20 protein-coding genes and 3 tRNA genes are annotated in these 20,863 nt (G+C 72.2%); 8 read left to right on the forward strand and 15 right to left on the reverse strand.

Going from position 1 to position 20,863, the window contains the following annotated elements; all coding sequences use genetic code 11:
- Nucleotides 1-179 precede the first annotated feature (179 nt).
- Nucleotides 180-1,016 (reverse strand): TVP38/TMEM64 family protein, encoded by an 837-nt coding sequence (locus tag ACQP1P_RS01290; RefSeq protein ID WP_433082278.1) that lies wholly within the window; start codon nucleotides 1,014-1,016, stop codon nucleotides 180-182.
- On the opposite strand from ACQP1P_RS01290, the gene ispF reads away from it, so the two are divergent.
- Nucleotides 997-1,467, forward strand: a complete 471-nt coding sequence (ispF, locus tag ACQP1P_RS01295) for a 2-C-methyl-D-erythritol 2,4-cyclodiphosphate synthase (protein WP_433089776.1) — start codon at nucleotides 997-999, stop codon at nucleotides 1,465-1,467. The two genes, ACQP1P_RS01290 and ispF, sit on opposite strands and share 20 nt — an antisense overlap.
- A 5-nt stretch (nucleotides 1,468-1,472) precedes the next feature.
- Here the strand turns inward: ispF and ACQP1P_RS01300 are convergent, their stop codons facing one another.
- On the reverse strand, nucleotides 1,473-2,636 hold the full coding sequence (locus ACQP1P_RS01300; protein WP_433082280.1) for a homogentisate 1,2-dioxygenase: 1,164 nt from the start codon (nucleotides 2,634-2,636) through the stop codon (nucleotides 1,473-1,475).
- 87 nt (nucleotides 2,637-2,723) lie between these two features.
- Between ACQP1P_RS01300 and ACQP1P_RS01305 the strand changes: the two genes are divergently transcribed.
- The 3 genes from ACQP1P_RS01305 (at nucleotide 2,724) to ACQP1P_RS01315 (ending at nucleotide 7,273) form a co-directional block, all read left to right on the forward strand.
- Nucleotides 2,724-3,776, forward strand: a complete 1,053-nt coding sequence (locus ACQP1P_RS01305; protein WP_433082282.1) for a hypothetical protein — start codon at nucleotides 2,724-2,726, stop codon at nucleotides 3,774-3,776.
- A 478-nt stretch (nucleotides 3,777-4,254) separates the two neighbouring features.
- Nucleotides 4,255-5,463 carry a fumarylacetoacetase gene (gene fahA, locus ACQP1P_RS01310; protein ID WP_433082284.1) on the forward strand — a complete coding sequence of 403 codons (1,209 nt, stop codon included), beginning with the start codon at nucleotides 4,255-4,257 and terminating at the stop codon, nucleotides 5,461-5,463.
- Between the two features lie 424 nt (nucleotides 5,464-5,887).
- The gene (locus ACQP1P_RS01315; protein ID WP_433082286.1) at nucleotides 5,888-7,273 is read left to right on the forward strand and encodes a PQQ-binding-like beta-propeller repeat protein; all 1,386 of its coding nucleotides are present in this window, start codon (nucleotides 5,888-5,890) and stop codon (nucleotides 7,271-7,273) included.
- Between the two features lie 24 nt (nucleotides 7,274-7,297).
- Here ACQP1P_RS01315 and hisC read toward each other — a convergent pair whose 3' ends face one another.
- The 4 genes from hisC to hppD all read right to left on the reverse strand — a co-directional run bounded on the left by hisC (nucleotide 7,298) and on the right by hppD (nucleotide 11,207).
- Complete coding sequence (gene hisC, locus ACQP1P_RS01320) at nucleotides 7,298-8,332, reverse strand: histidinol-phosphate transaminase (RefSeq protein ID WP_433082288.1); 1,035 nt, start codon at nucleotides 8,330-8,332, stop codon at nucleotides 7,298-7,300.
- Nucleotides 8,329-9,300 (reverse strand): RDD family protein, encoded by a 972-nt coding sequence (locus ACQP1P_RS01325; RefSeq protein ID WP_433082290.1) that lies wholly within the window; start codon nucleotides 9,298-9,300, stop codon nucleotides 8,329-8,331. The genes hisC and ACQP1P_RS01325 overlap by 4 nt, the downstream gene beginning before the upstream one ends.
- A 16-nt stretch (nucleotides 9,301-9,316) precedes the next feature.
- Entirely contained in the window at nucleotides 9,317-9,829 is a 513-nt protein-coding gene (locus ACQP1P_RS01330) for an RDD family protein (protein WP_433082292.1), read from the reverse strand.
- A gap of 220 nt (nucleotides 9,830-10,049) precedes the next feature.
- Entirely contained in the window at nucleotides 10,050-11,207 is a 1,158-nt protein-coding gene (gene hppD, locus ACQP1P_RS01335) for a 4-hydroxyphenylpyruvate dioxygenase (protein WP_433082294.1), read from the reverse strand.
- Nucleotides 11,208-11,300: 93 nt separating this feature from the next.
- On the opposite strand from hppD, the gene ACQP1P_RS01340 reads away from it, so the two are divergent.
- Together ACQP1P_RS01340 and ACQP1P_RS01345 are read left to right on the forward strand one after the other, a co-directional pair.
- On the forward strand, nucleotides 11,301-11,786 hold the full coding sequence (locus ACQP1P_RS01340; protein ID WP_433082296.1) for an Lrp/AsnC family transcriptional regulator: 486 nt from the start codon (nucleotides 11,301-11,303) through the stop codon (nucleotides 11,784-11,786).
- Between the two features lie 25 nt (nucleotides 11,787-11,811).
- A tRNA-Ser gene (locus tag ACQP1P_RS01345) sits at nucleotides 11,812-11,882 on the forward strand.
- 65 nt (nucleotides 11,883-11,947) lie between these two features.
- Here the strand turns inward: ACQP1P_RS01345 and ACQP1P_RS01350 are convergent.
- The 3 genes from ACQP1P_RS01350 to ACQP1P_RS01360 are packed head-to-tail and all read right to left on the reverse strand — an operon-like array spanning nucleotide 11,948 to nucleotide 14,563.
- A complete protein-coding gene (locus tag ACQP1P_RS01350) occupies nucleotides 11,948-13,576 on the reverse strand; it encodes a fumarate hydratase (protein WP_433082298.1) in 1,629 nt (542 codons plus the stop codon).
- Nucleotides 13,577-13,589: 13 nt separating this feature from the next.
- Nucleotides 13,590-13,898 carry an AzlD domain-containing protein gene (locus ACQP1P_RS01355; RefSeq protein ID WP_433082300.1) on the reverse strand — a complete coding sequence of 103 codons (309 nt, stop codon included), beginning with the start codon at nucleotides 13,896-13,898 and terminating at the stop codon, nucleotides 13,590-13,592.
- Entirely contained in the window at nucleotides 13,895-14,563 is a 669-nt protein-coding gene (locus tag ACQP1P_RS01360; protein ID WP_433082302.1) for an AzlC family ABC transporter permease, read from the reverse strand. Before ACQP1P_RS01360 ends, ACQP1P_RS01355 begins: the two co-directional genes overlap by 4 nt.
- A 76-nt stretch (nucleotides 14,564-14,639) precedes the next feature.
- Between ACQP1P_RS01360 and ACQP1P_RS01365 the strand changes: the two genes are divergently transcribed.
- Nucleotides 14,640-15,197 (forward strand): helix-turn-helix domain-containing protein, encoded by a 558-nt coding sequence (locus tag ACQP1P_RS01365; protein WP_433082304.1) that lies wholly within the window; start codon nucleotides 14,640-14,642, stop codon nucleotides 15,195-15,197.
- Between the two features lie 18 nt (nucleotides 15,198-15,215).
- Here the strand turns inward: ACQP1P_RS01365 and ACQP1P_RS01370 are convergent, their stop codons facing one another.
- The 5 genes from ACQP1P_RS01370 to ACQP1P_RS01390 all read right to left on the reverse strand — a co-directional run bounded on the left by ACQP1P_RS01370 (nucleotide 15,216) and on the right by ACQP1P_RS01390 (nucleotide 19,123).
- Entirely contained in the window at nucleotides 15,216-16,535 is a 1,320-nt protein-coding gene (locus tag ACQP1P_RS01370; protein WP_433082306.1) for a PQQ-binding-like beta-propeller repeat protein, read from the reverse strand.
- A gap of 91 nt (nucleotides 16,536-16,626) precedes the next feature.
- The gene (locus ACQP1P_RS01375; RefSeq protein WP_433082308.1) at nucleotides 16,627-17,079 is read right to left on the reverse strand and encodes a hypothetical protein; all 453 of its coding nucleotides are present in this window, start codon (nucleotides 17,077-17,079) and stop codon (nucleotides 16,627-16,629) included.
- Nucleotides 17,080-17,181: 102 nt separating this feature from the next.
- A tRNA-Asp gene (locus tag ACQP1P_RS01380) sits at nucleotides 17,182-17,254 on the reverse strand.
- A gap of 62 nt (nucleotides 17,255-17,316) precedes the next feature.
- On the reverse strand, nucleotides 17,317-19,029 hold the full coding sequence (locus tag ACQP1P_RS01385) for an ankyrin repeat domain-containing protein (protein ID WP_433082310.1): 1,713 nt from the start codon (nucleotides 19,027-19,029) through the stop codon (nucleotides 17,317-17,319).
- A 21-nt stretch (nucleotides 19,030-19,050) separates the two neighbouring features.
- Nucleotides 19,051-19,123 (reverse strand) — tRNA-Arg (locus ACQP1P_RS01390).
- A 91-nt stretch (nucleotides 19,124-19,214) separates the two neighbouring features.
- Between ACQP1P_RS01390 and ACQP1P_RS01395 the strand changes: the two genes are divergently transcribed.
- On the forward strand, nucleotides 19,215-19,694 hold the full coding sequence (locus tag ACQP1P_RS01395; protein ID WP_433082311.1) for a hypothetical protein: 480 nt from the start codon (nucleotides 19,215-19,217) through the stop codon (nucleotides 19,692-19,694).
- Nucleotides 19,695-20,074: 380 nt separating this feature from the next.
- Here the strand turns inward: ACQP1P_RS01395 and ACQP1P_RS01400 are convergent, their stop codons facing one another.
- Nucleotides 20,075-20,806: a DUF429 domain-containing protein gene (locus ACQP1P_RS01400; RefSeq protein ID WP_433082313.1), complete on the reverse strand. Its 732-nt coding sequence runs from the start codon at nucleotides 20,804-20,806 to the stop codon at nucleotides 20,075-20,077.
- Between the last annotated feature and the right edge of the window lie 57 nt (nucleotides 20,807-20,863).

Here is a 20,863-nt window from a genome sequence, read left to right on the forward strand (position 1 = left end):
CGCCGCTCCGCGCCTCCCGCACGTCGCCACTATTGCTATCGCGGCGCCTTTCGCGCCTCACTGCTGTCATCGCTGCGCTGCGTGCTGGTACGGCCGCATTTGCCGTCAGCCTGGCGCATGTTGGTCACCGCTGCCGAGCGCATTTCCGACATTTCCGAATTGTTGGGCGCGGTGGGGATTTACGCCGCGGCGGGAGCCGTGTTCGTCGTCCTCTTCGGGCGGCGGCGCCAGAGCAGGAAGCTGCCGACCGACCCGCCGATGCCCAGCGTCGCGATCATGGCGCCGGCGATCGACATGCCCACCGCGTCGCCGCGGGCCGTTGCCGAGCCGAGCGCCGAGTACGCCAGGGTGGCCGGGAGAGCGCCCACGACCGTGCCGGCGATGAACGCGCCCATGCGCACGCTCGTCGTCCCGAACACGTAGTTGGCGATGCCGAAGGGCACGATCGGTACCATCCGGGAAATCAGGATCGCCAGCATCCCGCGTTTGGCGACGGCCTGCTCCATGGCGAGCAGGCGACCGCTCAGGTGGCGGGCCATGAACTCGCGGCCCAGGCATCGGCCCACCGTGTGCGCGATCAGCGCGCCGATGGTGATGCCGAGCATGATGTAGAGCGCCCCGCCCACGAAACCGAACACCAGCCCGCCCACGCCGGCCAGCAGCGTGCGGGGGGCGAGCGCGGTGGTGAGCACGGCCGAGCCGCCGATCGCGATGAACGGGGCCATGGGGTGATTGCTGCCCACCGCGTGGGCCAGCGACGAGCGGGTCGGGTGGGCAATGATGATCGCCACGGACAGGGACACCACGATCACGGCAAGCAGACCGAAGCGAATCGCGGCTCCGGTGCGCCACCACCGATCGGTGCTCGTCGGGGTCGTCTGATCGCTGCGCACCCCACCCAGCCTAGGCCCGATTCGCGCGTATGCCGACCCGTGCGTCAGTTCGGCAACCGAAGGTTCACGGTTGTGCACCAAAACGTCGTACTCTCCCGTCGTGATGTTGATCGGGAACGGCACCGACGTCCACGCATTTGCATCCGGCCGCGAGTGCTGGGTCGCCGGGCTGCGGTGGGAGGGCGTCGACGGGCTCGCCGGGCACTCCGACGGCGACGTCGCCGCGCACGCGATCTGCGACGCGCTGCTCTCCGCGGCCGGGCTGGGTGATCTCGGGGCGAACTTCGGCACGTCACGGCCCGAGTGGGCGGGCGCCTCGGGCGTCACGCTGCTGCGCGAGACCGCGCGCCTGATCCGGCAGGCCGGGTTCGAGATCGGCAACGTGTCCGTCCAGGTCATCGGGGTGAAGCCGAAGATCAGCAAGCGGCGGGCGGAGGCCGAGCGGGTGCTGCACGACGCCCTGGGGGCGATCGTGCGGCTGTCCGGCACCACCACCGACGGCCTCGGGTTCACCGGCCGCGGCGAGGGGCTGGCCGCCACGGCCGTCGCGCTGATCTATCCGGTCTCCCGCTAGGCCGGTCAGGCCGGCCGGGCCCACGTCCAGGCGTATCCGGTGTCCTCGATCGCCAGGGCCGGCTCGCACAGGTCCAGCGGCCGGAAGGTGTCGACCATGACCGCGAGCTCGTCGAAGGCCTCGGCGCCGATCGCGCGCTCGACCGCGCCCGGCTGCGGCCCGTGGGTGAATCCGCTCGGGTGCAGCGAGATGGAGCCCTGCTCGATGCCGGAGCCGCGGCGGGCCTCGTAGTTGCCGCCCGTGTAGAAGAGCACCTCGTCGGAGTCGACGTTGTGGTGGTTGTACGGGACCGGGATCGCGAGGGGGTGGTAGTCGACCTTGCGCGGTACGAACGAGCAGATCACGAAGTTCGGCCCCTCGAACGTCTGGTGCACCGGCGGGGGCTGGTGCACGCGCCCGGTGATGGGCTCGAAGTCGTGGATCGAGAAGGCCCACGGGTAGAGGCAGCCGTCCCAGCCGACGACGTCGAACGGGTGATTTGCGTAAATGTGCTCGGTCCAGCCCCGGCGGTGCTGCACCAGCACGGAAATGTCGTACCCCTCCGCGAGGATGGGCTCCGCTGGGCCACGCAGATCCCGTTCGCAGTAGGGCGCGTGCTCCAGGAACTGTCCACGCACGGAGAGATAGCGCCGCGGGGGTCCGATGTGTCCGGTCGCTTCGATCGCCAGCAGCTTCACCGGCCCGTTGCTGGGCACGAGACGATGGATGACCGATGTCGGGATGATCGCGTAGTCGCCCTCGACCAGGTCCAGCACGCCGAACGTGGACTCCAGGGTGACCGCGCCCGCCGACACGTAGAGGCACTCGTCGCCGACCGCGTTGCGGTAGAGGGGCGAGGGCTCGGTGGCCTCGACGTAGGAGATCCGGACGTCGTCGTTCGCGAGCAGGTGCTGCCGTCCGAGCACCGCGTCCACCTTGCCCCCGCCGATCTTGCCGGTCTGCAGGTGGCGCGGCTTGAGGGGCAGATTCGGCACCCGCGACCAGGCCGGCGGCTCGAACGGCACCGCCGAGGTGATCGCGGTCGGCCGGTTGCGGTGATACAGCAGGGAGGAGTCGCTCGAAAATCCCTCCTGCCCCATCAGCTCTTCCGCGAACAACGAGCCGTCGGGCTGGCGAAACTGGGTGTGGCGCTTCGGCGGCACCTCGCCGACGCGGCGGTAGTACGGCATCACGGCCCCCCAGGTCGTGCTTCATGGAGTGTCCGGATAACGGACGAAGTTGTCCGCCCTGTAAAGCGTCCACTAGATTCGGAAGCCGTGTCAAACGCAGTGCCAACCCTGCTGACCGCACTGGTCGACGACGCCGCCGTGTTCCCGCCGGGCAGCGCGCCATTGACCGACGCCGTGCCCGCGCACGCGGGCCACCGCCGGAGCTGGTATTCCGAGCTCATCGGCCCCCTGCTGCTCCCCGTCGCCGACCGCTCCGCCTTCCTGGCGCTCGCCTGCGCATCTCACTCGCCGGATTCACCCGCGCCGGGCGGCCAGGCGCCACCCGCGTCGCCCGGAGGCGCCCCGGCCGGGCCGGCATCTCATCCATCGGACGCACCCGCGTCCGCTTCCGCTCCGGCCGGTGCTCAACCCGGCTCCTATGCGGCCGGGTTGCTCGTGGCCGCCTCGCAGGCACCCTCTGCGGCCGCGGCCGATTCCTACGCGGCCGTTTCGCTCGGTCTGATCGGCGAGCCGGCCGCCCTCGAGGCCGCGATCGGCGACCTCCCCGCGTGCACCAGGCAGCTCGAGAGCCCGGTCGCGAAGCGGGGCGAGGATCCGCTGCCCGGCATCGAGCGGCTCGCGCGGCTGATGCGCGACCGCCGGGAGCCCCTGCAGTGGTATGTGGAGGTGCCGCTGGCCTGGGGCCTGATGTCCGCCCTGGACGCCATCGCCGCGCTGCGGGCCGAGGGGCTGCCCGTGGCGGCGAAGTTCCGCACCGGCGGGCTGGCCGCGGAGCTCTTCCCGAGCCCGTCCGAGCTCGCCGCCGTGATCATCGCCTGCCGCGACCGCGACCTGCCGTTCAAGCTGACGGCCGGCCTGCACCACGCGGTCCGCCACACCGACGCCGAGACCGGCCTGGTCCACCACGGCTTCGTGAACATCCTGGCCGCCGTGCTGGCCGCCGCCGACGGTGCCGACCCCGCCGACCTGGCGGCGCTCCTGTCCGCGACCGAGGCCCACCCGCTTGCCGACCGCGTCCGGCCCCACCTCGACCGCGAACGGCCGTTGTGGGCCGGGTTCGGCAGCTGCAGCGTGCAGGACCCGGTCGGCGACCTGGTGGCGCTGGGCCTGCTGGACCGCCCGCGACCGAAGGACGCGTGATGAGGACGCTGCTGCGCACGCTGCGCTGGCTCGCTCTGCCACGAGCACTGTCGCCCGCGCCACCGCACCCCGCCCCGGTCCCGTCCCGCTTGCCTTCGTCGTGGTCGAGTCCGGCTCGGCCGGGGTCCCGGTTGCGTTCGTCGTCCTCGAGGGCGCTGCCGGCTCACCCGCCGGCCGCTCGGGTGTCCGCGCCGCGCCCGCGGTGGTGGTGCTGGGAATCGTTGACGCCGCGGTCGTTGCCCGGGGCGGATCGGCCGGGTTCACGCCGGTGGCCCTACCGCTCCGAGGCGTCGCGTTCCGGGAGGTTGCGGCGCAGGGTGCTTCCCCGGGCGCTGTCCATGGCCGCGGGGCCGGGGCCGCGGATGTTGGTGCTCTCGCGGCCGTCGGCGGCGGGGCTGCCGGATGAGCTTTCGCTCGGGTCCAGTGCTGGAGTCGACGGTGTCTCGCGGGAGCGGGTTCCGGTTGTGGGAGGTGCGCGATGAGTGGTGCCGCTTGGCTGGGGCTCGCCGAGGATGACCCGTTCGGGGTGGAGAACCTGCCGTACTGCGCGTTCGCGCAGGACCGGTTCGGCTGGACCGGGGTGCGCGTCGGCGATCGGATCCTGAACCTGGCCGCGGCCGAGGGGCGGGGGCTGATCGACGCCGGCGGGGCGTTCCTCGGGCAGGGGACGCTCAACCGGTTCATGGCGGCCGGGCGGCCGGTCTGGACCCGGGTGCGGGAGCGGCTGAGCGAGCTGCTGAGCGCCGGGCGGTATCAGGAATCGATCGAGCCGCTGCTGCTGTCCGTCGCCGATGTGCGGCTCCAGCTGCCGTTCGAGGTCGCCGACTACGTCGATTTCTACTCGTCCGAGGAGCACGCGACCAACCTCGGGAAGCTGTTCCGGCCCGGCGGGGAGGCGCTGCTGCCGAACTGGAAGCATCTGCCGGTCGGGTACCACGGGCGGGCCGGGACCGTGGTCGTCTCCGGCACCGACGTGCCGCGGCCGTTCGGGCAGCGCAAGTCGCCCGACGAGGACGCGCCGGGGTTCGGGCCCTCGCTGCGGCTGGACATCGAGGCCGAGGTCGGGTTCGTGGTCGGGGTGCCGTCCGAGGGAGCGGTCGCGGTCGACGACTTCCGCTCGCACGTGTTCGGGGCGGTGCTCGTGAACGACTGGTCGGCACGGGATCTGCAGGCCTGGGAGTATCAGCCGCTCGGGCCGTTCCTGGGCAAGTCCTTCCGGACGTCGATCTCGCCGTGGGTGGTGCCGCTCGACGCGCTCGACGCGGCTCGGGTGCCGGGGCCGGTCCAGGAGCCGCCCGTGCTGCCGTATCTGCGGGCGGGGGAGCACTACGGGTACGACATCGGCCTGGAGGTCTTCTGGAACGGCACGCTGGTCTCCCGGCCGCCGTTCGGCGGGATGTACTGGACGCCGGCGCAGCAGCTGGCGCACCTGACCGTCAACGGGGCCTGGGCGCGGACCGGGGATCTGTATGCCTCGGGGACGGTGAGCGGGGCCGAGGCCGAGCAGACCGGCTCGTTCATCGAGCGGACGTGGAACGGGGCGCGGCCGGTGCAGCTGGCCGACGGCACCGCGCGGTCGTTCCTGCTCGACGGCGACACGGTGACGATCACCGCTACGGCGCCGGGGCCGGGCGGGTCGCGGATCGGCTTCGGGGAGGTGACCGGGACGATCACCAAGCCGGAGTGAACCTGGAGTTCGGCCGCGGCCTGAGCGCGCACGGGCCGTTCGCCTTGCCTCGGTGATGCGTCCCGCTCCTCGCCGGACGGCGCGACCGCTTCGGCGCGCAGCCCCGCCCCGGCTCGACCCCGCCGGCCGGGGGGCGGCACGGCCGCGGCGAGTGATGGCCGAAGCGAGTGGTGGCCGGATGACGGCCGCAGCCGGAATCCCGCCTGCGGCAACGCCGTGAGGCCGCCGCCGGCACTGGGCGACCGGCCACGATCGGGTGATCCGGGGCCGTGCGCGGGCGCCGCGGCGCGGGCCGAGCCGCGGGTCCAGTGGCGTGCGGGAATGTCACGGGCCGGTGGGAACGCGATGTGAGTCTTCTGCGGATCGACGGTCGCCGTGCGCGTCGTCCGGGGCTCGGCAGGTATCGTGCGCGGCGGAGGTGGTTATGGGAACGAGTGCAGCGGGGCTGCGCCGGCTGGTTTCGCCGCGTAGCTGGTCGCGGCCGGTGCGGTTCGTGCTGACCGGATTGCTCGTTCTCGTGGTGCTCTTCGCGATGGGCATCACCGCCTACCGCACGCTCAAGCCGGCCGAGACCGTGAGCCGCGCGGACAAGCCGGTGCCGTCGGCCGAGCCGATCAAGGCGATCCAGTACTCGGAGCTGCCCTCGGCGCCGCTGATCGTCGAGGGGCGGCTGCGGGTCTACACCGAGCAGCGGCGGGTCTTCGCGGACACGCCGGTGACGTCGCAGCGGTTGAACACGCCGCACTGGTCGTACCGGCGGTGGCCGGCCGAGGTGGTGTCGATCGTCGAGGTGGAGAAGCCCGCCAGCGGGGTCGGCATGTCGGTCGTGGTCACGAAGTGGTCGGACGGGGACATCGTCGCGCTCGACGCCGAGAAGGGCGACATCGTCTGGCAGGCCAAGATCGACCCCGCGGAGGGCGAGTCGTTCAAGGGGCGCCGGACCGGGGCGAAGACCATGTGGTCGCCCGAGGATCTGTTCGTCAGCGCGTCCGTGCTCGACCGCCAGCCCGTCGTGATCGCGACCGGCAAGGACGTCGTCGAGGGCATCGATCCGGTCAACGGGACGATCAGGTGGACGCGTTCGTTCACGGCCGAGCCCGGGTGCCGCACCAACGACTGGACGGGCCCGGACACGTACCTCGTGAAGAACACCTGCGCGAAGCCCGCCACGCTGGAGATCTACGACGCGGCCAGCGGTGCGCTGCTGAGCACGTGGCGGCCGCCGGGCGCCTCGATCGGCACCGACAGCGTCTCCAACTGGTTCGTCGATCCCGCCTCGTGCGAGCTGGGCCGCTCCGGCTGCACGATGTTCAAGGCCGCCCCGACGGGGGAGGGCGTCGTGACGTACACCGACGCCGCCGCCGGGCTGGGCACGATCACGGCCTCGTACTGGTCGCTCGCCGCCGACCGCACCGTGAAGGCGGAGCCGGTCGCGGACAAGGACACGGTGATCGCGGTCGGGGACGTCATCGCCCAGCAGATGACCGGCGGGTACATCTGGGCGTTCTCCCGCTCGACCGGCCAGCGCCTGTGGATGTCGGAGGTCGCCGGCCGGCTCATCGGCGGCGACCAGCGCAACTTCTACGTGATCAACAACGAGTACCAGCTGCTGGTCCTGAACCTGGAGACCGGCGCGGTGACGTCGAGCACCGAGCTGCGCATCCGGCCCGCGGACCGGTTCGTCTACAGCATGTACTACCTGCACGCCGGCTACCTGGTGATCGAGCGCCTGCAGACCACCAAGGAGTCCGAGATCGACGACAAGTACTACTTCAGCCAGGACACCGTGGTCCTGGTCGGGATGGGCTGAACCCGCCCCGACCAGGCGCCACGGTCAGAGAGCGCCGAGGAAGACGTCGTTCTCCTCGGGCGTGCCGATGGTGACCCGCACGCCGTCGCCCTGGAACGCGCGCACGATCACGCCCGCGCGCTCGCACTGCGCCGCGAACGCGGCCGACTGCTCGCCCAGCGGCAGCCAGAAGAAGTTCGCCTGCGTCTCGGGCACGTCGGGGTGGACCTTGCGCACCGCCTCGACGACCCGCGCGCGCTCGGCCACGACGAGCTCGACCCGGCGGCGCATCTCCGGCTCCTCGCCGAGCGCGGCCAGGGCCGCGGCCTGGGCCGCCAGCGAGGTCGAGAACGGCGTGACGACCTTGCGCACCGCCGCCGCCACCTCGGGCGAGCCGATCAGGTAGCCGATGCGCAGGCCGGCCAGCCCCCACGCCTTCGACAGGGTGCGCAGGACCACCACGTTAGGGCGGTCACCGTACTCCACCAGCCCGTCCGGCACCGAGGGGTCGGTCACGAACTCGCGGTAGGCCTCGTCCAGCGCCACGATCACGTTGGACGGCACCCGGTCGATGAAGGCGTCCAGCTCGGCCTTGCGGACCGCGGTGCCCGTCGGGTTGTTCGGGTTGCACACGATCACGATGCGCGTGCGCTCGGTGATCGCCTCGGCCATCGCGTCCAGATCGTGACCGTGCTCCGCGGTGTTGGGCACGCGCACGCTCTTCGCGGCGGTGGTGGCGCCGATGATCGGGTACGCCTCGAAGGAACGCCACGCGTAGACGACCTCGTCGCCGGGCATGCACGCGACCCGGAACAGGTGCTCGAACAGCGCCACCGAGCCGCAGCCGGTCGCGATCCGCTCGGCGTCGACGCCCAGCCGCCCGGCCAGGCGCCCGCGCAGCTCGGTCACGCCCATGTCGGGGTAGCGGTGCACGCCGGCGACGGCCTCGGTCACCGCCTCCACCACGCCGGGCAGGGGGCCGTAGGGCACCTCGTTGCTGGCCAGCTTGATGGCGCCGGGCACGCTGCGGCCCGGGACGTAGGCGGGCAGGGCGTCGAGATCCGGGCGGGTGAGGCTCATGGTTGGTCTCCGGGGATGGACTCGGGGGTGGGGGCGTGGTCGGGGTGCCGCTCGGCCATCACCACGACGGTGCGGGCCGCGCGGTCGTGCAGCGCGCGGTGCAGCGGCCAGTCGACCACCGGCGAGATGGCGTCGACGAACTGCAGCACGAAGCCGACCCCGCACGTCCACAGCAGCACGCCGAGGCCCATCGGGTTCCAGCGGCGGATGGCGCGGCCGAAGCCGAGCGGCTGATCGGCCTCCAGCCCGACGACCTTGATCTTCATGAGCCGCTTGCCGAGGGTCTGTCCGCTGCCCGCGTTCGCCGGGACCTCGTAGGCGAACCAGATCGCGGCGATGAGCAGCAGGATGACGATCTGCAGGTACTGCGCGCGGTCGGAGGTCGTCAGGTCGCCGATCGACTCGCCGCGGGACTGGCGGCGGTAGATCTCCGCCATGACCGGGCCGACCTCCTGGATCCACTGGTAGACCAGGAAGCCCGTGGCCGCGGCGATGATCGCGGCGACCGCGAGGATGTCGACCAGGCGGGCGACGAACCGCTTGCCGAGCGGGGCGAGGGCGTAGCCGTGCGGGCGGACCTGCGCCGGCGCCATGAACCCGGTCTGCGGCGGCAGCAGCACCTGCACCGCGCCCGCCGGCAACTGGCCCTGCGGCAGGAGCCCGGCCGGCAGCGGCGTGCCCGGGGGCAGCACGATCGCGCCAGGCGGCAGCTGCCCCGGGGGGAATCCGCCCGGCGGGATCGGCGTGCCGGGCGGCAGCACGACGGCGCCCTGCGGCAGCGGTGCCCCGGGCGTCGTGACGACCGGCATCTGCGGCGCCGGCGGGGTCACCGGTTTCTCGGCGATCACCGGCGGGGCCGCCGGGGCCGGTTCCGAGGCCGGAACGGGCTCCCCGATCCAGCCCTCGCCGTCCCAGTACCGCTGGACGTCCGGGTCCGCAGGGTCCTTGTACCACCCAGGCGCTGTCACAAAGCCTCCGTGCCGCTCATCCGACCTTCACCACGATTGTCCCCGCCGCCTTGTCGTGCAGGCACTGCTGGTACGGCTTGTCCCAGAGCTGCCAAAGCCCGTCGATCCACGAGAAGAACGGCACGAAGGCGCCGACGAGGCTCTGCGTGGCCCAGCGCCGGGCGAGCACGCCGCGGTCGAGGGGCGCGGAAGGGTCGTCGGTACGGATCAGGCGCAGCTTCATCGCCCGCTTGCCCCACGTGACGCCGGTGCGGCGGAACATCTCGACGTGGTAGACGTACCCGGCCGCGAGGACCAGAACCAGGTAGAGCAGCTCGATGAGCAGCGGCAGCCCGAACAGCAGGCCGGCGTTGGGGCTCTCGGTGGTCGAGGCGGACGCCGTCGCGCCGGCGATCACGGCGAAGATCGCGATGAACATCGGGATCGCCAGCACCAGCCCGACGCCGACCAGCACGGCGCCGTCGATGAGCACGGCGACGAGCCGGTCGCCGAAGTTCGCCAGCGGCATGCCGTTCGGGGCCCGGGGCACGGGTGGCGGTACCGCATAGGCGCCCTGTGGATAACCGGCAGGCTGTGGATAACCAGGTTGTGGATAACCCGCCGGGGCGCCGCTGACCTGTGGATAACCCGCAGCCGGTGGCCCACTCTGTGGATAACCTTGTTGATAACCCTGCGGATTGCCGGGTGGCGGCCCGTAGTTCGGGACACCACCCGGTTGCGGCTGACCCGGATACGTCACCCGAACAGTGTTACAGGTTTCCGCGCAGTTCCTGCTCTCGCTCGATCGCCTCGAAGAGCGCCTTGAAGTTGCCCTTGCCGAAGCCGAGCGACCCGTGCCGCTCGATCAGCTCGAAGAAGACCGTCGGGCGGTCCTGGACCGGCTTGGTGAAGATCTGCAGGAGGTAGCCGTCCTCGTCGCGGTCGACCAGGATGCCGCGCGACTTCAGCTCCTCGATCGGGGCCCGCACCTGGCCGATGCGCTCGCGCAGCTCGGGATCGTCGTAGTACGAGTCGGGGGTCACGAGGAACTCGACGCCGGCGGCCGTCATCTCGTCGACGGTGCGCAGGATGTCGTTGGTCGCCAGCGCGATGTGCTGCGCCCCGGGGCCGCCGTAGAACTCGAGGTACTCGTCGATCTGCGACTTCTTGCGCGAGACCGCCGGCTCGTTCAGCGGGAACTTGACCTTGCGCGTGCCGCTCGCGACGACCTTGCTCATCAGCGCCGAGTACTCGGTGGCGATGTCGTCGCCGACGAACTCGGCCATGTTCGTGAAGCCCATGACCCGGCGGTAGAACTCGACCCACTCGTCCATCCGGCCGAGCTCCACGTTGCCGACCACGTGGTCGACGGCCTGGAAGTACCGCTTGGCCGGCGGCGCGACGATCGGCTTGCGCGCGACGAACCCGGGCAGGAACGGGCCCGAGTAGCGCGAGCGGTCGATGAGGGTGTGGCGGGTCTCGCCGTACGTCGCGATGGCCGCCCGCCGGATGACGCCGTGCTCGTCCTCCTCGTCGTGCGGCTGCTCGAGCGGCTGTGCGCCCTGGCGCACGGCGAACGCGAACGCGGTGTCGACGTCGGGCACCTCGAGCGCGATGTCGGCGATGCCGTCGCCGTGGCGCTCGTAGTGCTGGGTGGCCTCGGCCTCGCGGTGCACCCCGCCGGCGAAGACGAAGATCGCGGAGCCGGACTTGAGCACGTATTCGGCGTGGTCGCGATAGCCCTGCTCCGGGCCGCGGTACGCCAGCAGCGTCATGCCGAACGCGGTCGAGTAGTAGTGCGCCGACTGTTTCGCGTTGCCGACGTAGAACCGGACGTGATCGAGGCCGGTGAGCGGGAAGGGGTCGTGGGAGACGTCGTGCTCGACGGCCCCGATGAGCTCGTTGAGGTCTTCGATGGCGCGGGTCATGGGACAAGCGTCGCCCGGCCTTCCCGGGCTGGGCAAGGAACGCTATTCTGCTTGGTCAAGTTGCACAATTAGCTGGCTGTTTCGCGGGTTCGGGTGAGCAGATTGTCCGGTGAAATCGACGTTCTCGATGCACGCTTGATCAGCCTGCTGTACGCCGAGCCGCGCATCGGCGTCCTGGAGTGCTCCCGCCGCCTCGGGGTCGCCCGCGGCACCGTGCAGGCGCGCCTGGACCGCCTGGCCGCCCGCGGCGTGATCCGCGGCCACGGCCCGGACGTCGACCCGGCCGCGCTCGGCTACGCGGTGACCGCGTTCGTGACCCTGGAGATCCGCCAGCGCTTCGGCCACGACCCCGTCTCGGCCCACCTGCGCGACATCCCGGAGGTGCTGGAGGTCCACACGATCACCGGCTCGGGCGACCTGCTGTGCCGGATCGTGGCCCGCTCGAACGCGGACCTGCAGCGGGTGATCGACCGGGTGATGAGCTTCGAGGGGATCGTCCGCTCCTCGACGATCATCGCGCTGGCGGCGCAGATCCCGTACCGCGTCCTGCCCCTCGTCGCCGCGGCCGCCGACGCCTGAGGCGGGGCCTGTGCTCCGTGCGGGCGGAGCCGTAGCGCAGAGGTCGACGCACGCCTTGCTCAGGCGAAGACGCCGGTTCGATTCCGGCCGGCTCCGCCCGCCGGGTGCGGGGCCGCGCCGGCCCCCTCGCGCCCATCGAGCCGAGGGAGCCGGGCGGCTCGCTAGCGGCGGCCGACCGTCAGGACCGGCTTGGTGACCTCGGCGAAGAAGTCGTTGCCCTTGTCGTCGACCACGATGAAGGCCGGGAAGTCGACCACGTCGATCTTCCAGACCGCCTCCATGCCGAGCTCCGGATACTCCAGCACCTCGACGCGCTTGATGCAGTCCTGCGCCAGCCGCGCGGCCGGGCCGCCGATCGAGCCCAGGTAGAAGCCGCCGTACTGATGGCAGGCATTCGTCACCTGCTTCGAGCGGTTGCCCTTGGCGAGCATGACCATCGAGCCGCCGGCGGCCTGGAACTTCTCGACGTACGAGTCCATGCGCCCCGCGGTCGTCGGGCCGAACGAGCCCGACGCGTAGCCCTCCGGGGTCTTCGCCGGGCCGGCGTAGTAGACGGCGTGATCGCGCATGTACTGCGGCATCGGCTCGCCCGCGTCGAGGCGCTCGGCGATCTTCGCGTGGGCGATGTCGCGGGCCACGACCAGCGGCCCGGTCAGCGACAGGCGCGTCTTCACCGGCAGCTGCGACAGCTGGGCGCGGATCTCGGCCATCGGGCGGTTGAGGTCCACGGCCACCACGTCGTCGTCGAGGTGCTCGTCGGTGACGTCGGGCAGGAAGCGGGCCGGGTCGCGTTCGAGCTGCTCGAGCCACACGCCCTGCTCGTTGATCTTCGCGACGGCCTGGCGGTCGGCGGAGCAGGAGACCGCGATCGCGACCGGGCAGGAGGCGCCGTGGCGCGGGAGGCGCACGACGCGCACGTCGTGGCAGAAGTACCGGCCGCCGAACTGCGCCCCGATGCCGAACTCGCGCGTGAGCTGGAGGACCTCGGCCTCCAGCGCCACGTCCCGGAAGCCGTGGCCGGCGGACGAGCCCTCCAGGGGCAGGGTGTCGAGGTACTTCGCCGAGGCCAGCTTCGCCGTCTTGAGCGCGTGCTCGGCCGAGGTGCCGCCGATCACGATCGCCAGGTGGTAGGGCGGGCAGGCGGCCGTGCCGATGAGGCGCAGCTTCTCCTCGAGGAACTGCATCATGCGGGTGGGGTTGAGCAGGGCCTTGGTCTCCTGGTACAGGTAGCTCTTGTTGGCCGATCCGCCGCCCTTGGCCATGAAGAGGAACTTGTACGCGTCGTCGCCCTCGGCGTACAGCTCGATCTGCGCCGGCAGGTTGGACCCCGTGTTCTTCTCGTCCCACATGGTCAGCGGGGCGAGCTGCGAGTAGCGCAGGTTGAGGCGCGTGTAGGCGTCGAACACGCCCCGGGCGATCGCCTCCTCGTCGTTGCCGTCGGTGAGCACGAACCGGCCGCGCTTGCCCATGACGATCGCCGTGCCGGTGTCCTGGCACATCGGCAGCACCCCGCCCGCGGCGATGTTGGCGTTGCGCAGCAGGTCGAGGGCGACGAACCGGTCGTTCGGCGAGGCCTGCGGGTCGTCGATGATCGAGCGCAGCTGGGTCAGGTGGGCCGGGCGCAGGAAGTGCGCGATGTCGTGCATGGCCTCGTCCGTGAGGCGGGTCAGCGCCTCCGGCTCGACGGTCAGGAACCGTCCGTCGCGGCCGACCCCGTCGCTGGTGACCAGGCGGTATTCGGTGGTGTCGGGTCCGAGCGGCAGCAGCGGGGAGAACGCGAAGTCGGGCATGCCCTCGACTGTATTACTCGACTCCGGCGACCCTGAGCAGGGCGGCCGTCAGTGCCGCGGCCACCACAACGACCACGAACGGCGCCTTGCGCCACGCGAGCACGGCCCCGACCAGCACCCCGGCCGGGCGCGCGATGCCGACGAACTCGCGCCCCTCCACCAGCGCGGCGGTGGCGATGAGCGCGGCCAGCAGGGCGACGGCCGCGAGCGCGAGGTACCGCTTCAGTTCGTCCGACACCGTGATCCGGTCGCGCAGGACGGGGCCGGCGAAGCGGAACGCGTAGGTCCCGGCGGCGAGCACGACGATCGCGATCCAGCTCATGACGCTTGCTTCCTTCCGAGGACGAGCGCGAGCAGCGCGGCCAGCACGGGAAGTCCCGCGGGCAGGAACGGGGTCGCGACCAGGGCGAGCACGGCCCCGCCGAGCGCGACCCGCAGGGACGGCCGGTCCTTCAGCGACGGCAGCGTGAGCGCCAGCAGCGCGGCCGGGAACGCCGCGTCGATGCCGAACGTCTCCGGGTCGCCGAGCGCGGACCCCGCGATCGCGCCCGCGGCCGCGGCGGCGTTCCAGGTCAGGAACAGGCAGATCCCGGTCAGCCAGTACGCGCGGCGGCGGCGGGCCGGGTCCGGCTGGGCCAGCGCGAAGGCGACCGACTCGTCGGTCATGAGGTGGCTGCCGAGCAGCCGCGCGCCGTGGCCCTCCCCGAGCACCTCGTTGCCGATCGCCAGGCCGAACGGCAGGTGCCGGGCGTTGAGCAGCAGCCCGGCGAGCGCGATCGCGGCCGCGGTGGCCCCGGCGCCGGCCATGCCGACGGCGAGGAACTGGGCGCCGCCCGCGTACACGAGCGCGTTCATGGCGACGATCTGCGACAGCGGCACCCCGGCGGCCGAGGCGATCGCGCCGAAGGACAGCCCGACGACCACCCCCGCCGCGCACAGCGCCGCGACGTCCCGGGCGATGGGATCTGTTCGGAGAATCGAACGCATAGTTCGGTATGCTGGACCGAGTACCGAGTGTTCGTCAAGCCGAATAAGTCGTTCGACACACCGAACGGATGCCGCGTTGGACCCCACCAAGCCCCCGATCGACCTCATCGCCGCCGCCCTGCGCCGCGAGCGGGAGCGGGAGAAGCTGTCCCTGAGCGAGGTCGCCAAGCGTGCGGGCATCGCGAAGTCGACGCTCAGCCAGCTCGAGTCCGGGGCCGGCAACCCGAACATCGAGACGCTCTGGGCCCTCGCCGTCGCGCTCAACGTCCCGTTCAGCCGCCTCGTCGAGCCGGCGCCGACCGCGCCCCGGGTGATCCGGGCCGGCGAGGGCCCGACGGTGAAGTCCGAACAGGCGGACTTCATCGGTACCCTCCTGGCGACCTCCCCGCCGGGAGTGCGCCGCGACATCTACCTGATGCGCGTCGAGCCCGTCGGCGCCCGCAGGGCCGACGCGCACCTGGCCGGCACCGTCGAGCACGTGGTGATGATCAGCGGGCGGCTGCGGGTCGGACCCGAGGACTCACCGGTCGACCTCGACGTCCACGACTACGCCTCCTTCGCCGGGGACGTCGCGCACGGCTACGAGGCGCTGGCCCCGAACACCTCGTTCGCGCTGGTCATGGAGCATCGCTGACCGCCGGTACCGAATCGGTCAATTGAACGGCAGATAGCCGATCGTCCGGCCGCGGCCGATCATCATGCCGCGGTCGCTGATGCCGAGCACGTCCGCGGTCGTCTTCGCCTCCACGAGGGTGCGCCCGCTGTCCGGCGCGTAGGCGAGCAGCCGCCCGCCGGCGGAGTCGCGCACGAGCACCGCATAGCGCGACACCGCGATGTCCGCCTTCTCCGGGACCTCGTGCTGCCAGAGCCGCCCGCCCTTGTCGAAGCCGACGACCGAGAGCGTCTTGCCGCCGTTGGAGCGCACCAGCCCGTACTGGCTGTCGGCCGCCACGATCTCGTCCCCCTCGGCGCCGGCCCACATCTCGTGCCCGTCGCGCGGGGAGAGGAACACCTCGCGGTTGTCGCCGCGGGTCGCGATGAGCACGGAGTCGGCCCCGGCCGGGTCCCGGCGCTGCTCACACCCGGCGCCGGAGGCGGTGTGCAGGTCGTAGCCGTCCTTCTTCCACACGGTCTTGCCGGTGCTCGCGTCGCGGGCTTCGAGGGTGTACCGGCAGTTGCCGTCCTTCGGCGCCGCCGTCGACACCAGCACCCGCCCGCCCGCGACGACGACCCGCGACGTCTTCGACGGGCTCGCCTCGGGCAGCAGCTTGCCGCGCCCGGTGTCGACGACCTTGACCTTCTGCTCGATCGGGAACCCCAGCATCGCCGGGATCGCCCGCGGCATGGCGTCGATGGCCTCGCGGTACGCGTCGGCCTTGACCTCGGTCCCGAGCAGATCGCTGTTGATGCCGTTCAGCACCCGCCCGATCCCCGGCAGCGTGAGCTTCCAGATCTGCGCCCCGTCGCGCGGCGCCCGCGCCGTGAGCGTGCAGTCGCTGAGCCCCCCGCACGACAACGTCAGCACCGAGTCCCGATACGTCCACGCCCCGACCGCGTCGCCGTCCTTCCACTTCGCCGTGCCGCTCGCCGGGTCCAGCGCCTCGAGCCCGACACCGCGCCGCCCGACGATCGCGACCGTGTTCGAGCCGTCACCGGCGACCCCGGCCCAGTCGGCCTCCTTGGTCCACAACACCTGGCCCGAGCTCAGCGACCGCCCCTCGACGGTGCCCCGCATGCTGACGACGGCGGCCGTACCGGCGACCACGGCCGACGAGGGCTGCCCGCCCACGCGCTCGGTCCACGTCGTGTCCGGGGTCGACAGCTTGCCCGTGCTGTCGGCGACCTTGTCCCACCAGTCGGTGACCTTCGGCAGCGGGTTCCAGCCGGTCACGATGATCGCGGTGATGATGAGCGCCAGCACACCGATCGCGCCGAGCGCCGTCTCGAAGTTGCGGACCGCTCCCCTAGCCACGGCCGCGAGCGTAGCGCCGCGGCAGCTTACTCCGGCGGATCGCCCCATTTACCCGTGTCGAGGGGATTCACCCGAACGTGGGAGTGCGGAGTCAGGCAGCGCGCCACCGCGGCTGCTTCTCGCCCGCCTTCAACGTGCAACGCATCCTTGTGCCCGCCGAGGTGTAGCCGATCGCGCCCTCTGGCGAGCAGAACGCGCCGGGGTGGACGTTGCCGACCGGGTTGCCCGCCGGCGGGGTGGTCCGCGGCGCGGGCGGCTTCGTCGTCGTCTTCGCCGGGGCGGGCTTCTTCGTCGTCGCCGCCGGGGTGGGCGCCGGAGGCTGCGTCGTCGGCACGGCCGTGGTCGCGGCCGGGGCCGGGATCTCCGCGGACGGCGTCGGCGACGGCGACGGCGACGGGCTCGGCGACTCGCTCGGGCTCGCCTCGGCCGAGGGCGCGACGCCCACGAGGTTGTTCGGCTTGGCCGGCGTGTTCGGATCACAGGCGGCGAGCGCGGCGACGGCGAGGGCGGCGACGGCGGCGACAAGGAAGCGGCGAACGATCACCGCTCGATCCTGGTGGACCGGCAGCCGGAATGGATCAGGTGCGGCGGTGAGCCGGACGGCCGAACATGCGGAACCCTTCGGCGGCCCGGCCAGCACAAGGGGCAGAGCCGACCGGAATCGAACCGGCGTTCCCCGCCCTGACAAGGCGGTGCGTCGACCTCTGCGCTACGGCCCTGCCCGAGCGGAGTTTAGACGGTCGATGCGTGCGCGAAGGCCGGGCCGGGGCGGCGGGCGCCCTCATCGGATCATGGCCCGCAGGAAGTCCAGGTCCGGGCGGCCCGTGAAGCCCGCCATGTCGGTGTAGCCGCCGGGGTTCGCGCGGGCCGTCGGGTCGGCCCCCGCCTTCAGCAGGCGGCGCACCAGGGCCGCCGAGCCCCGGGCCACGGCCTCGTGCAGCGGGGTGCGGCCGCGGGAGTCGCGGGCGTTCGGGTCCAGGCCGGCGGCGAGGAGGCGGGGCAGCAGCGGGTCGCCGCCCGGCAGCAGCGGGAGCAGGTGCAGCAGCGTCTCGCCGTGCTCCGGGAAGCGCACGTGCGGGTCGAGGCCGCGCTCCAGCGCATCGAGCACGGCGGCGGTGTCGCCGTGCTGGATGACGTGCATGAGCTCGACCTGCAGCCGCAGCACCCGCCGCGGCGGGCGGTGCTCGGGATCGCGCCAGCCCTCCCGCGCGGCCACGCAGCCCTGCAGCTCGCCGCCGAGCGCGGCCAGGGCCAGCTCGCGGTCGATCTCGGCGGGGGGGTGCGGGATGACGGTCGCGCCGTCGCGCATGACGACCTCGTGGGTCGCGTGGTCGCACCGCACGCGGATGGCGGTGGGGAGGCGGGTGGGCTCCGGCGGTACCGCTGCCGGGGCTTTGGGAAAGAGGGCCCGATGCGCCAAGGGGTGCAGGTGCACCGGCCCGCCGAGCAGCGCGTCGAACTCCTCCGGGCGGCGGACCAGCGCCGGCGGCACGATCGGGATGCGCTCGAGCAGCGTGCCGAACTCGTCGAGCTCGGCGTCGAAGCGGGACCCGTCGGCCTCGTGATAGGGCGCGCGGGTCAGCAGCCGGGCGCGGGTGCCGTCGAGCACGACCGTCCGGCCCCGCACGTCGAGCCGCACCAGGCCCCGGTGGTCGTCGACCTCGGTCATCGGGTGCGGCGGGGGCGGGATGACGCGCGGATCGCGATGCGGCGCGCTGCAGCGCAGCTCGGCCACGTATTCGAGGGTGCGCCGCGCGGCGTCGGCGAGCGCGGCCTGCACCGGGCGCAGCGGGGCCAGCGCGTGCTCGACCGCGACCCCGCGCGCGTGGTTGCGCCGGCGGGGGTCGATCGCGAACGCGGCGGGGTCGACGCGCTCGCGGCCGAAGCGGCGATCGAAGAGCAGGACGCGCAGGTCGTACCCGGCGATCGCCCACGCGGCCGCCTGGGTCCGGGCCCGCAGCGCGCGCTCGACCCGCCCCTCGGGGGAGTCGTCGCCGAGCGCGTCCTCCGGCAGCCGTTCCCCGGTCGCGGTGAAGAACGGCAGCCGGGTGACCCCGCCGGACCGCGTCAGGGTTTCGGCGGTACACCGGGAATCCCACCGCTCCCGCAGCAGCACGAACGTGTCGTCCCGCCGGCCCCGCTGCTCGATCATGCGCCCGAAGCACAGCTGGATCCGCTGCGTGCGCGCCTCGGCCTGCGCGAACACCGCGTGGTCGTCGGGCAGGAGCGTGAGCGGGTAGAAGGCGTCGGTGCGCGGCAGGCCGGCGCGATCGCGGGGGATGTGCCAGCGCAGCAGGTCCGGCACCAGGTGACGCAGGTCGTCCTCGGCCTTGTCGACGGCCTCGGGCCCGAGCTGGCGCTCGACCGAGCGGAGCTCGAAGCGGAGCAGCACACCCGCGGCCGCGCACGCGCCCGGCCAGTCGCCCGCCTCGCGGAGCTCGGTCGCGCGCTCGATCATCGTCGCCGGCACCGCGGACGGATGCAGCGGTCGCATCCATCCTCCATTCTTCGAGGGCGGGGTCGACCGGAGTCGAACCGGCGTTCTTCGGATCCGGATTCCGATGCGTCTACCTCTGCGCTACGACCCCGCCGAGGAGAGTCTAGGGATCTCTGGCAACCGGCTGGTGTTCTGCGGTTTCTGGTCAGCACGGGCCGGGGTCGCGTGGGATGCTGGCGCGCATGTATGGCTTCGCGAGACTCGCCGGGTTCTTCGCCGCGCACGGGGTGTGGAGCGTGTCCGACGGCGGCCCGCTGACCCCGATCCTCGGGTACGAGGATGCGAGCGGCCAGCGCGGCCTGACCCGCTTCGTCGCGGACGACCTCGCCGAGGGCGCGCGCAAGGGCCGGGAGGCGCTGGAGTCCAACGTGGAGGGATGGGCGCGGGCGGTGCTCGTGCTCGACGCGTACATCCATCTCGAGGTGGGCCGGGTGGACGCCCTGATCGCCGAGGCGGTCGAGTACGGCCCCGTTCGGAAGAAGCTGGTCATCGCCGTGCCGTACCGCCCGGAGCCGTTCGCGGTGCACCGCCCCAAGTTCCTGGAGATCGAGGGGGTGCCGGAGTCGGAGTCGGGCAACCTGGCGGACGCGTTCTTCAACGGCGTCGACTCCCACGAGGAGGCCAACGCTGTCTGGAATGCCCACTTGGACGAGTCGATCTAGCAACTGAGCGTGACGGTGTTTCACGCAGCGTGCTTGTGGAGGATGTGAATTTCTCTCAGTAATTATGCTGAGGTTTGCAAGATGGGAGCCGGCACCGCCCAGGCATGCGCGCGTTTCCTTGTGATCTCTTGCGCGCGCCACGGCGTCTTCGGATCGGGGGGTGGTTCGGGAACGCCTACGGCACGCGCTCGACTCCGAGGACTTCGTTCGCGGCAGGTGCTCGAGTCTGGGGCGTCTTCGTCGCGGCGGTGAGGAGGTGTCTCTTTCGCGGCGGCCGGGGGTGTCTTTCGCCGGCTACGGCAGGCGGTCGAGTCTGGGAGGTCTTCTTCGCCGCGGCGAGGGGTGTCTCTCTCGCGGCCGCCGGGGGTGTCTTTCGCCGGCTACGGCAGGCGGTCGAGTCCGGCCGACGGGATGGCGGTCCAGCCCTCGATCTTCGCCAGGGCGAGCTGGTTGCCGTCGGGGCGGATCGTCAGGCCGAGCGCCACGGCGCGCGCGGTGAGGGCGGCGACCATGGCGTCGAACGCGTAGCGGTTGGTGGTCACCAGCGGGCCGAACGAGCCGAGGTCGAGCCACGGCGCGGCCTCGAGCAGGGCGGCGGCCAGGCCCTCGTGGCGGCCCTTGTAGCGGCGGGTGACGCCCCAGCGGTGCAGCGAAGCCGCCGGGTGGGTCTCGACGATCAGGCCGGTGCCGCTGCGGTCGACGTCCTGGCCGGAGCGGGCGAGCATGGCCTGCAGCGCGGCGCACCGCAGGGCGGCGTGGCCCTGGCGGTCCGCGGCGACGCTGGCCGGCACGACACCGGGGACGTTGGCGCGGACGACCTCGTCGGTCGCGCGGTACATCATCGCCCGCCGCCAGTTCGCCCCGTTCTCCTTGCTCGGCAGCGACGCGGTGTGCCCGACGCGGTGCGCGTTCACGAGCGCGGCGAACGGTTCCGGCCAGCCGAGCGCGCAGTTCAGCCCGGTTTTGCCGGCCCCGCGAACGGCCGCCACGATTCGCGCGTCGGGCACGCCGACGGCCAACTCGCGCAGCATGGCCCGGCCGCGCGACCATGCGATGGTCGCGAGGGCGGTCCGCTCGTCGGTGGGAGCGAGATCGACTCCTGCGGTGAGCACGAGATAAAGCAGCGTCGCCGGCCCGCGCGGCGTTACACCCCGGCCGCGCGTCTCCGT

It is taken from the genome of Dactylosporangium sp. CA-052675, from assembly GCF_050947935.1.
Lineage (GTDB): Bacteria > Actinomycetota > Actinomycetes > Mycobacteriales > Micromonosporaceae > Dactylosporangium.